6 protein-coding genes are annotated in these 12,721 nt (G+C 46.1%); all 6 read right to left on the bottom strand.

Annotation, left to right across the window (positions count from 1 at the left end):
* Positions 1-253 precede the first annotated feature (253 nt).
* On the bottom strand, positions 254-883 hold the full coding sequence (locus tag H6F72_RS23045; protein ID WP_190441393.1) for a response regulator transcription factor: 630 nt from the start codon (positions 881-883) through the stop codon (positions 254-256).
* Positions 880-3,714 carry a PAS domain-containing protein gene (locus H6F72_RS23050; protein WP_190441396.1) on the bottom strand — a complete coding sequence of 945 codons (2,835 nt, stop codon included), beginning with the start codon at positions 3,712-3,714 and terminating at the stop codon, positions 880-882. Before H6F72_RS23050 ends, H6F72_RS23045 begins: the two co-directional genes overlap by 4 nt.
* A gap of 66 nt (positions 3,715-3,780) precedes the next feature.
* Positions 3,781-4,383, bottom strand: a complete 603-nt coding sequence (locus H6F72_RS23055; RefSeq protein ID WP_190441399.1) for a DsbA family protein — start codon at positions 4,381-4,383, stop codon at positions 3,781-3,783.
* Positions 4,384-4,663: 280 nt separating this feature from the next.
* Entirely contained in the window at positions 4,664-5,293 is a 630-nt protein-coding gene (locus tag H6F72_RS23060) for a response regulator transcription factor (RefSeq protein WP_190441402.1), read from the bottom strand.
* Between the two features lie 6 nt (positions 5,294-5,299).
* Entirely contained in the window at positions 5,300-11,245 is a 5,946-nt protein-coding gene (locus tag H6F72_RS23065; RefSeq protein ID WP_190441405.1) for an AAA family ATPase, read from the bottom strand.
* A 426-nt stretch (positions 11,246-11,671) separates the two neighbouring features.
* Complete coding sequence (locus H6F72_RS23070) at positions 11,672-12,067, bottom strand: DDE-type integrase/transposase/recombinase (protein ID WP_242017084.1); 396 nt, start codon at positions 12,065-12,067, stop codon at positions 11,672-11,674.
* Positions 12,068-12,721 lie beyond the last annotated feature (654 nt).

A 12,721-nucleotide genomic window follows, 5' to 3' on the forward strand; every position in this document is an offset into this window, starting at 1 on the left:
TCTCCTCAGCTCTTGTTGAGATGGATGAAAAATGGAATAGCAAACAACCAAGCTGTTGTCAGGTTCTTGTTCGCAGATTCAGATTCGAATTTGTTTGTATGTTCTTAATGTAAAAGGCAACCTCAAATCTGTCGCCAATTCAGGGTTTATGTTTTGAACCACAAGATGATCGCTATTTGAGCAACCTCAGGTGCTGGCATAACACCCACCTTAAGTTTAGGTTTATCACCCATTTCAAGTTCACATAACTAAGCTACAAGCTAGCGATTCCTCGCTTCAGAGCAATAATGGTCGCTTGTGTGCGGTCTTTCGCTCCCAGTTTGCTCAAGATGTGGTTGATGTTCGATTTAACAGTGCTTTCAGCAATATTTAAGGCAGCGCTGATTTGCAGATTGCTCATCCCCTGAGCTACCAATTGAAGGACTTCTAGTTCGCGATCGCTCAACTCTCGATGGTTTATCCGCTGCGCTAGTTTAGCGCCAACGTGAGCGGGAATGTATTGCTGACCCCTATGAACAACATGAATGGCACTGAGGAGTTCCTCAGGTTCGGCATCCTTGAGCAGATAGCCCTTGGCTCCGGCGCGTAATCCTCGATAGATATCTTCATCCCCATCGTAGGTTGTCAGGATAATAATGTGTGCGTGGGCAAACTCAGCACAAATTGCCATCGTTGCATCCACACCACTCACCTGCGGCATCCGTAAGTCCATTAAGGTGACATCAGGCTGTAGCTGGCGATATTGGTCGATCGCTTCCTGTCCATTGCCCGCTTGACCCACCAACGTCATATCTGGTTGATTGTCAATCATTGCAACCAGTCCTTGTCGCACAATTGCGTGGTCATCAATAATTAAAACGCGAATAGCTGTAGGCTGACTCATGTTGCTGACTCCCGCTGTACAGATACGATCACTGTTGTTCCCTGCCCCAATTGGCTCTCAATCGAGAGCAGTGCGCCAATGTGTTCTGCTCGTTCGGTCATACCCGATAAACCAAATCCTCGACTGATAGTGGTAGGACTAACTTCAAACCCGCGTCCATTGTCTTTAATGCGTAAATAGCACGAGGCGGGTTCATAAACTAATTCAATCCGGATTTCGTTCGCGTGAGCATACTTGACTGCATTGGTGAACGCTTCCTGTCCAATTCTCAAGAGGTTATTCTCAGCGTCAGGGGGCAACGTATAGGGCGTGCCGATCACCTCATAAGTCAGGCGGGCCTCTGTTGAGGATTGCATCGTGGCAACAAATTGCTCCAGCGCTGTCCAGAGGTTGCCATCTTCTAGTAACTGAGGACGCAGTGCTGCAACGGAACGTCGAGCCTCTATCAGTCCGTTACGAGCTAGCTCACGCACGATATCAATATGAGTTTGTATGGCTTCTGGTTTAATGGTCACTAACTGAGAAACGGTTCCCATGTGAACCAGAACACCTGTAAAGGCTTGCGCTAGCGTGTCGTGAATCTCGCGTGCCATGCGGTTACGTTCTTCTAAAATTGACGCTGCTTCAGCACGTTTGCGTTCACGTAGTGCAGCGTCTCGCTGTTCGCTAACATCCAAAATCACTCCCAACATTCGTACAGGTTGTCCTGCTCCGTTGTAAATGCCTCGACCCCGGCCAACTAGCCAGTGAACACTTCCATCTGGATAGAGCACGCGATATTCAGCTTCAAAATCGGTATGTGTTGCCAGTGCGAGCGCAACTGCTTGCTCGACTCGCTCAACATCCTCTGGGTGAACCCGATCGCGCCATACTTGATAGCTACTCTCCACTTCGTTAGAAACTAACCCCAGCAATCGAGCGTGGTTATCATTCCACTCGGTTGTATTCTCCAAAATATTCCAGTTCCAACTGCCGATATGGGTCAAGTCCATTGTCAGCCTGCGTTGCTCTTCACTGTATCGCAGAGCGCTTTCCACTCGTTGACGCTCTTCAATCTCTTGAGAAAGCAGCAACGTTCGCTCAGTGACTTGCTGTTCTAAGGTCTGGCTATATTCGGCTAAAAGCTTCTCTGCTTGCTTGCGGTCGGTGATGTCTTGAAAGGCGGCGATCGCATACAAAATGTTGCCAGACTCATCAAAAATTGGAGTCCCCCAACTTTCAATCGGAATAATCCGATTCCCCTGGTGAATTTCGATATCATCCACCCTGCCCTGTTCACCGTTTAGTGCTCGTATCATCATCAGTTGTTCAGTTGGGTAAGGGCGATCGGTTCCTGCCACATAAAGTTGATAGACCTCGACAATTTGCTCTGGGGTAATAGACGGCAGTACACCTTTGCCCAAGAGTTGGATTGCCTTCTGATTTGCGTAATAAGGGCGACCCGTTGCGTCCAGAACCGTGATTCCTACCGGAACCGACTCCAAAATTTTCTGGAGGCGGGTTTCACTTTGGGCAAGGGTCTGGTTTAAAGACTGCATTTTGGCAAATGCGATTTGAAGCTGGTGTGCCATCTGGTTGAACGATCGAGCCAGTTCGCCCAAATCGCCCGATCGCTCAATTTCTACCGTCTGATTCCATTCCCCGTCTGCTAGCGCTTTTGCCGATTGACTGACGCTAACGATCGGTTTAGTGATCCAGCGGGCAATCAAAATGCAGATCACAATGCTAAGCAGCAAAGCCGCAATACAAAGCAGAATCGTCGTCTGAATGCTCTGATTAATCTTTGCCATGAAATCGGATTCAGGCAATACCGTAACAATCAGCCAATCCAGCCCACGAGTATCTTTGAATGGCATTACCTGAATTAACTGCCGCCTGCCATCGAAATCAAAATCAAGCTGTTCCGCAGTTTGGATCTGCCACAAATTGCTGAAATGTTCGCGCAAATAGGCAGCAGTCGCTCGTACGGTAGGGTTACGGCTCTCAACTGCGGACAATCGATTTGCCACCGCTCCACTACTGATAACCGCCTCTCCGGTGGAGGTGGCAACCAGTTGTCCTGAGCGCTCTAAAATAAAGGCGATGCCTGTCTTGCCGATTTGCAGGCTCGCCAAAAAACGACTCATCTCATTCGGCAGAAATACATCGGTGGCACAGACTCCCAACAGCGATCGATCAGTAGTGCTATAGACAGGCGTACTGGCAGTGATCGTTGGCAATTGGCTGGCAAAGTCGGCATAGATTCCACTCCAAACGGGTTCGCCTGCCGTCACCGCTGCTTTGAACCAGGGACGAAGCCGTGCATCAAAGGGTTTGTTGCCTTGACTGACTAACTGATCTCCCTGACCGTTGCGATCAAGACTGTAGCCGTAGAGTTTATGATCTGTAGTAACGTTACTCGATCGCAGTTCAATGGACCGATCGGCAGGGCTACGTCGCACCCCTAGAAGAGAACCGGTGCGATCGCCACAGTAGATATCACTCACCATTGGATAAATCTGAATTTGCTGCCAGAGGGGAAACTCACCTTTGACTACACTAGGGACAATTTTTCCCTGAGCGAAGGTACTGGCATTAAGCCGATTGATGTTATGGGGTATCTCGGTATAGGTTTGTAGTTTGCCTTCGATCCGGTTCGTCAGTTCGCGTCGCAGTTGACTGGCGAGATCGTTGATGGCTTCCTGCCTATTTCTGAAGGAAAAATACCCTACTAAGCCAACCGTCACAAACGTTTGCAGCATAAACGGCACAATCAAAACCGTCTGCAATGGCACCGTTCTAGAAACTCGAGCTACAGCTTGCTTGAGGAACATATTGGGTAAGGAAATCATGATAAGAGCCGCACTGATGCAGTTGATTATCGAAACTACTAGTCGTGGAAAGCTTCAGCGAACGTGCTACCGCACGGGCTGCGCCAACGCAACGAGTAGTGGCTCAAGCTCTAAATCGTTTCCATAACGCACACCGTTGATAAATAAAGCTGGAATGCTAACCACCCCGCTCTCTATTCCGCTGGCAATGTCTTGATCGATGTGATCAATGTACACTTTCCGGGCAATGTCTCGAATAAACTGAGTCACATCAAGTCCCAAATTGTCAGCGTATTCTGCTAAATCCCCATCTCCCAGCTCTTGCTGATGCTTCAATAACATCTCGTGCATCTGCCAAAACTGCCCCTGTGCTGCTGCTGCTTCTGCCGCTGCTGCTGCCTTTTGAGCTTGAGGATGGATTTGAGGTTGAGGAAAATGTCGGAATATAAAGCATAAAGAACCTCTTCTAAACAAGGTCGCCTCAAACTGGCGTTGAATCGCCTGAATTGAGGTATAAAGTTCACCGCATTGAGGACATTGATAATCCCCATACTCAACAAGCACAACGCGGGCATTCAACTCTCCTTGTCGATGGTCTTGCTCAGAAGGGGGTACAACTAATTGATTGCGTTCACTCTGTATCTCCGTTAGAGAATCGCTAAGGGCGTCGTCAGAAATAATATCGCTCATTCTAAATCTTTGAGGAAAAAAGATTCATCGCGTGTACTCTGAAATCTTTTCCCTTCAACCCCATAATCGTTTGTGTGGGTTTAGTGTATGAGGCTTGCTTAGGATTGTAGTCAATTTATGGTCTGTATTTTGATCAACTTGAGGAAGTAGAACGAACCGAACTTAAGTTGGGGTTTGGATCAAACTTAGGTTTAATTGTTTGCTTCGTAAACCGATATCCTTCGCTCTACAGTGATGACTGGCGACGATTGTTAATCCAGGCAGAAAACCATCTTTGTTTCTATAAGTTAGCAATTCCGCGTTTCAACGCAATAATCGCTGCTCGGGTGCGATCTTTGACGTCTAGCTTGCTTAAAATTCGGTTGATATGAGTCTTCACTGTACTTTCACTAATATTTAGAGCCGTGCTAATTTCCTGGTTGCTCATCCCCTGCCCGACTAACTGGAGAACTTCTAGCTCACGATCGCTCAGTTCTGGGGCAGTCATCCGCTGGGCTAGCTTAGCAGCCACATTGAGGGGAATGTACTGTTGCCCCCTGATCACTGTCCGAATTGCTGTTAATAGTTCTTCTGGCTCAGAGTCCTTCAGTAAATATCCCTTTGCTCCTGCTCGCAATCCTCGATAAATCTCTTCATCAGTGTCATACGTGGTCAGCACAATAATCCGGGCGTTAGGAAACTCACTGCAAATCACTGTAATCGCCTCAACGCCTCCCATCTCAGGCATCCGTAAATCCATCAAAGTCACATCAGGCTTCTCGTGCTGAAACACTGTAATCGCCTCATGCCCATTTCGCCCCTGACCAACAATGAAGATATCTGGAGCCTTCTCTAACATCCCGATCAAACCCTGGCGAACAACGGGATGATCGTCTACAACAAGAACGCGAATGCGGCTGGGCTGATTCATGCTGACTTACTCCCGATCAATAGATACCACGATCTCCGTCCCTTGCCCTAAGTGGCTTTGAATCTTTAGTTCAGCTTTAATGCGTTCAGCCCGTTGTGCCATCCCCAGTAGACCAAAGCCATTTCTCATCGCCTGGTTTTCTATATCAAATCCCTGCCCATTGTCTTTTATTCGTAAGATGCATTGGGTCGTTTCATAGACCAGTTCAATTCGGATTTCATGCGCTTCTGCATATTTGATTGCATTTGTCAAAGCTTCCTGCCCAATCCGAAACAGATTATTTTCCAAATCACAGGGTAAGGGATAGGCTGTACCAATGACTTCGTAGACGATTTGGGTTGCGATCGAGGAGTCCAATTGAGCAGTAAGACGGTTTAAGGCATCCTGTAGGTTGCTGCTCTCTAAAAGGTATGGGCGGTGTAGTGTCTCTACTGAACGACGTGCCTCCGCAAGTCCAGAACGAGCTAAGTCGAGGATCTGAGTGAGGAGAGTTTGCGCTTTTTCTGCATCCATTGTTACCTCATCGGAGGCAGATCGAGTATGAATGATAATACCTGTAAATGCCTGTGCTAAAGTGTCGTGGATTTCCCGTGCCATGTGGTTGCGCTCTTCTAGAATAGAGGCTGCTTCAGCACGTTTGCGATCGGTGATATCTCTTGCTAGCCAAATCACAGCATGGTCTGAAATGGGAGAAATACGAGTTGCAAACCAGGTTTCTCGTCTTTCCATCACCAAACTATACTCTACTGTCAGAGGTTGCTGAGTGAGCAATGCTTGCCGAATATAGTCAAGAAATATATCGGCTTGCGATCGCTCAAAGATTTCGTATAATGTTCGGCCCACCTGTTCATTGATCGGCTGATGTAACTTCTCTAAAAGGATTGCTCTCAAAATATGTCCTTCTGCATCCACCACCAAGAGCGGATCGGGCATGGCTGAAAAGAGCGCACGCAGTTCTGCTTCGCTTTGCTGTAAAGCTGCCGTTCGTTCTGCTACCTGTTGCTCTAGGGCACGGTTGTAATCAGCTAACAGTTTTTCCGATCGTTTCCGCTCCGTGATGTCTTGAAAAGCCACGATCGCGTAAGCCACGTTCTTATGTTCGTCAAAGACTGGAGTTCCCCATGCCTCAATAGGAATAATCGTCTCGCCTTGGTGAATCTCTAAATCATCGGTTCTTGTCCGTTCGCCCCTTAACGCTCGGACGATTGGCATCATCTCAGATGCACAGTTTTGATCCGTCCCAGCCCGATAAACTTGATAAACCTCTGCCAGCTGATCGGGTGTTACGGTAGGATCAACGCCTTTGCCTAATAGCTCAATGCCTTGTTGATTGACATAGTAAGGGCGACCCCCCGTATCCAAGACCCCAATTCCTACTGGAACCGCTTCTAGAAATTGATTGAGCTGATTTTTGCTATCGCTTAGCTTTGAGTAGAGTTTGGCATTTTCGATTGAAATGGCTGCTTGGGTTGATAACAGATGCAAAACCTGCGATCGCGTAGCGTCTCCTTCGGAGAATCGTTCTGGTGTGAAAGCTCCAGCCGCTAATTGGTTTTCCAGGTACAACACACCAACCAATTTACTTTGATTCAGCAGTGGCAAACAGAGTACTGATTGAGTGTGGTTGCGTTGAATGTATGGATCGTTGATAAAATTCCCTTCACGAGTTGCATCACTTAAAATCACAGATTGATGAGTTCGGATCACATACTGAATGATTGATTCAGGCAAACGGTTTACAACTGGAATCGATTGCAACACTTGCGTAGCAGACACTTGCTCACCCTCATTCAGTTCACAAGCAGCCTCAATCACCCATTCTCCTGAGTTTTCTAAAATCAAGCATCCGGTTTGTGCACCAGCGTTCTCAATTAGGATCTGCATTAGAGAATGGAGCAACCGCCCCAATTCAATTTCACTCGAAATTGCTTGAGTTGCTTTCATCACCGTCGCTAAATCGAGAGCAGTATGTGAGGTACTTGAAATGGTTCCGGTCGTGGTGCGAACTTGTGTAGAAACTACGTTAGAAGACTGAGGAAACAGTTGAGGATAACGAGTTTCTAAATCTCTAGCCTTTGCTGTTGCTCCCCATCGTTCATAGCAATAGTGAGCTTCCTTCATGTAAAGCTGGGCAAACTTTTCCAGACCTCGCGCTAAGTAGTGTTTGGCGGCTAATTCATAGGCCAATGCTTCTTCTTGCAGATACTCGTTGTTCTTAGCTCCTTGAATGGCTTGTTCATACAAGTTTTCTGCTACAGAAAGTTGACCCAAGACTCGCGCATTCTCTGCCTCAACGAGACAAAACTTGTGTAAGAAGTTTTCTGGACAACTATCTGACCATGCTTTCAAGCGCTCCTGATTTGATCGAATCTGCTCCAGCGCATCCCTTTGTTCTGCTTGAGATAGACTAGGATACAGGTTGAGTAGAATCAGAGAACCATAATAGAAATAACTACTGTAGGTTGTAAATCCTACGATAGAATTTAGGATCTTTCCCGCTTCAACGAGATAATAGCGACCTTGCTCAAAATCTGCTGTTAAACAGGAAAGATGCATTCTGAGAATGTAATAAAGACAAATTGAGAACTGTATTTGTGAGGTTTCACCCTGATGAACTATTTTTTCTGTCTCCCTGAGCGAGCGATCGTGTTCCTGTGCCGCTTGCCCTAAAGTAAGTTTTGCGATGAAAAATTTAGCTCCAGCCAGTGCTACCTTCGCAAGCTCATCCTGAATCTGCTCCGCCACCAGCTGATATTTTTTGTTGTCTTCTGCAACAGTTGTTAAATTTTCTCCTTGAAATAAGCGATTAAAAATGTTACCGACTAAGTTATAGGCTGCAAACTGTACATCTCCCGACTCCATGCTTGCCAAAAAACCTTTGTAATTGATTGTAGCTGCCCCTGCTAGAGGCTTTGACCAAACTTGAATAAAGCCTCCAAACAACATCTCAGCCTTACACTGCTGGGATTTACTGTTTAGCTTGTAGCTAAGCTGCACCGCCAAATCTGCAAACTCATAGCCTCGTTGATATTGCCCTTGCATCAAGCCTAAGAGAAGACCATAATTTGCATAAGCCTTAATAGACTCAGCAATATTTCCATGTTCAATGGAGAGACGAACTACTCTTAAACTGACGAAGCAGTAAAGTTCAATACTAGCCGTAATGTAAGTTGGTATATCTACAGCAATTAGCAATCTAATCATTGCTTGAATCACCGGATCACTCACTGTTGGTAAAGTTAAAAGCGAGGAAATTGAGCGATTTTCTAAGCTTTCGGCAACAGCGGCAAACTCTTCACGGACTAATTCTGTCAAATTCTTGCCTTTAATCTCAATCCCCAACTCATGCAATCCGATTAGACCTGTTTGAACTGCTTCCTTACATTCGCCTTGTAGGGTATATTGAGTGATTTGAAAAACATGAACATCTGCGCGATCGACGGCAGAAGAAATGTGTTCTAAAGCTACCTTGGTTGTGGCATTTAGTTGCTCATATCTAGCATTGCTCAACTGTGCTGCACAGAGAGTCCGATACAGATTGAACATCAAGCCGTATTGACTCATCCAAGCATCTGGTTCGAGCAAGCCAATGGCAGTCTCAAGATACCGAATCGCGGCTTCATAAGCTGTAGAAGAGATGGCTTTTTGAGCGGCAGCCAGATTAAGTCGTGCTATTTTCTCTTTTTCATCTTTCTGGGTCAGAAATGATTGACCGAAGTTGATGTGGTTGACAATATCAAAAAGCATCTCACTTTGTTTGATCTCAGGGAGCCTGCTGAGCAGGAGTTGTCCAATAGAGTAGTGCGTTACTTGCTTTTGATCATCAAGAATCAAAGCATAGGCAGCCTGCTGTACTCGGTCATGCAAGAACTTATATTCTTGAACTAACAAGTCCTCATCTAATTCAGACAGGGGTTGAATGAACCCTCCTTGTACCGCTGGTAGTAAATCCTGAAAAACCGTTTGGGGCGATTTCTTACACACGATCGCCAATGTAGCTAAATCAAATTCAGAGCCGATGCAGGCAGCTAACCGGAGGATTTGCTGGGTTTCTTCTGGTAGTTTCTTCAGCTTTAAGAGCATCAACTCCACCACATTATCAGTAATGTTTTGGGCTTTAATCTCAGCAATGTTCCATCGCCAGCTTAAATGTGATCCGTCAAAACTCAACAAACTTTCGCTATACAGCATTCTCAAAAATTCGCTGACAAAGAAAGGATTGCCCTCCGTTTTTCGTAACACCAACTGAGCCAGAGCACAAACGGTTTCAGCATCCTGATGCAGCGTCTCAACAATCAGCTGACTCAACGGTTCCAGCGTTAAAGGTGCTAGGACAATCTCCTGAAGCACCGCCCCTTGTTGTCGCAGCCTTTCCAGCATTAATACTAATGGATGCGTTGAATTTACTTCATTATCTCGATAGGCTCCAATTAAAAATAGATATTGAGTCTGTTCATCCAGCATCATCAGTTCGATTAATTTGAGTGAGGCTGAATCGATCCACTGCAAATCATCTAAGAAGATCACGAGCGGATGCTCCTTAGAACAAAACACTCGAATAAACTGCTGAAAAATGCGATTGAAACGATTCTGAGCTTCCACAACTCCCACTTCCGGTACGGGCGGCTGCTTACCCGTAATCAACTCCACTTCTGTGATCACATCAATTATGATTTGCCCGTTGCTTCCCAAAGCTGCAAGTAGGCGCGATCGCCACTGTTGCACCTGCTCATCGGGCTTACTAAGGAGTTGCTGCACCAATTTTCGTAGGGCATCGACGATGGCACTATAGGGAACATTGCGCTGGAACTGGTCAAACTTACCAGAGATAAAATAACCGCGCTTTGCTGTGATGGGTTTGTAGAGTTCTTGTACTAACGCCGATTTACCCACTCCAGAATAGCCAGAGACTAACAGCATTTCAGCAGACGTTGGAACATTATCACTCCCTACATCTCCGTGTCTCTCTATCTCCGTGTCACTTCTCCCTGTTACTCTCTCAAATGCTGCCAATAATGCGGCTGTCTCCATGTCGCGTCCATACAACTTCTGGGGAATTTGAAACTGGTCTGAAGTATCTTGCAGCCCCAGTCGGATGTAATTAATTTGACCGCTTGCTGCTAATTGTTCAGCACACTGTTCCAAATCTGCTTTGATGCCCCAAGCGCTTTGATAGCGATCCTCCGCATTCTTCGCCATTAATTTTAAGATGATATCTGAAACGGCTTCAGGGATCGTTCCATTGAGTTCATACAGTGGAGTAGGCTGTTTAGCAATGTGACAGTGAACTAACTCTAAGACATCTGTTGTGGGAAACGGCAGTTGTCCAGTTAGCAGCTGGTAGAATGTCACCCCGAGTGAGTAAAAATCGGTGCGGTAGTCGATCGTCCGGTTCATCCGCCCGGTTTGTTCTGGAGAAAGGTAGGCGAGTGTGCCTTCTAAAACATGCGGACTTTTGAACGTCGGATTTGTGCGACTGAACTGAGTGGCAATGCCAAAGCCAATGATTTTGACAACACCCGTATCGGGATTCAGAACAATGTTTCCAGGATTAATGTCCTTGTGAATAACATGAGCAGCATGAATTTTGCCTAGAATATCTGTGAGGTTGATGGCAAACTGGAGAAACGTGTCTAAGGGCATGAAACAGGAGCCTGAACGTTGCTGTATCCAGTAATCTAAGGACTCACCCCCAAAGTCCTCTAGCAGGGTAACGAGGGTACGCTGATACGCTTGCTGGCTGTAAGCTTTGATCACGCCTTCTATATTTAGAGAACGGATAATCGCATATTCCTGCCTATAGCGCGTTAATTCTTGAGGGGAAGGATAATCTTGCTTCAGTACCTTGATGACAAGCGCTCGGCCATCCTCCTCATTCATGCCTCGATAGACCAGAGCCACTGAGCTCTCGTAGCTCTTGCGTTGAATGGTAACTCCAGGTAAAGCAATCATTTGAATTTTCTCCTGATGAAGTCATCCCTCAGATCTAACAAGCAGCTACACTCATACCACCGTAGCGATCGCCTACCACTATCCCTTGTTGTTATAGCTATGTTCCATTCTTCAACATTCGTTCAACTCACACCACTTAGGTTCGTTTAAGTTCACTTGAGTTCATCAAGTTGACCCCCAACTTAATGCGGTTGTGTCGCAAAAAAACTAGGGTAGCAAAGCCAACTAGAGAATTAACCACAAATTTCGATAAGCTATGAACGGGATGTGATTCGCCGAGACGTATGGCACGAAGTAGCCCCCAACCAATAGCGACGAAAGCAAAAGGGCTCAAGTGTGTTCGCCTCAAGTGCCCCAACTGTGGCAACTTGAGGTTGTGTCGCAAAAACTTATAAAGGACAAACGCTCGGTATCGTTGGCATTTCCTTAAGCAGCAATTCCAAAAATCGCTTCGATAAATTTCACTTCAGACACACTGTCCCCTTGGTTGACTCCTTTTACTTGTCCTTTGCGAATCATATTCATCGCTTCGATTCTGCTCAACGTTCTTCTTGCACTATTGAACGTCTTCAACCCCATCATCGGTTTTACAACTCGTTTAATATGACGATGATCCTCCTCAATGATATTGTTGAGGTATTTGCTCTGCCTTAATTCGGTCTCTTGTTCAATCGTCTCTTCTGCTTTGAGCACCTCCAGTGCCACTGGATAAGCAGCATTCTTGTCCACTGTAATGACTCTTGGAGGTTGGATGTGCTGACCCTTGAGCACTTTACGGAAAAATGGTGCCGCTGCCTTGCTATCCCGCTTTGCGCTTAGCATAAAGTCCTATGCATTGTCCCATCTTTCTTTACAAGTAAAATAATTCCGAAAAGGCTTATCCAGGATGTGATTGAGCGATCGCCATCTCTCCCGACTGCCCTATAGCGATCGCAAATTTTACAAAAGTACAGGATTTATGTGAAAGGTCGTGACTGTATATTTCACAACTAGAAGAGAGATTGAAATCGCGTTACAAATGAGACGAGCGTATCCAAAAAGGGTTGAATGGCAGAAGGCGTAAGTGATTGAGGCCAGTCAGGGAGACAAGATTCTAACAAAAGTTCGTACTTTTGAGAGCGATCGCTCTCGCCTCCGGGGTGAAAAGTTCTAGAAAAACAGATAAGGATGGAAGCTTTGTGCGGCAGTTGTGTGGCAGGTGTTGCTGCCCTCGGCATCTGGAATGCATATGCAATCCAGTTTTTAGCTTACATCTAAAGTGTCAGTTGTGGGTCAGTTGCGATCAAGTGGGTGGAAGGAGTGGGGAATGAATTGGGTAGTGGAGGAGTTATGGGATGTGGATTTAGGGGATGCAATACCAATTCAAAATTCAGAATTCAAAAAGGATGAGAAGCGATCGCGAGATAATAAGGTTTTGAGTGTTGAATATAGATGATGTCTGAGCCGCAGCCGATCACAGAACGGACCTTTGAGTTT

Origin of the sequence: Trichocoleus sp. FACHB-46 (genome assembly GCF_014695385.1) — a bacterium.
GTDB lineage: Bacteria > Cyanobacteriota > Cyanobacteriia > FACHB-46 > FACHB-46 > Trichocoleus.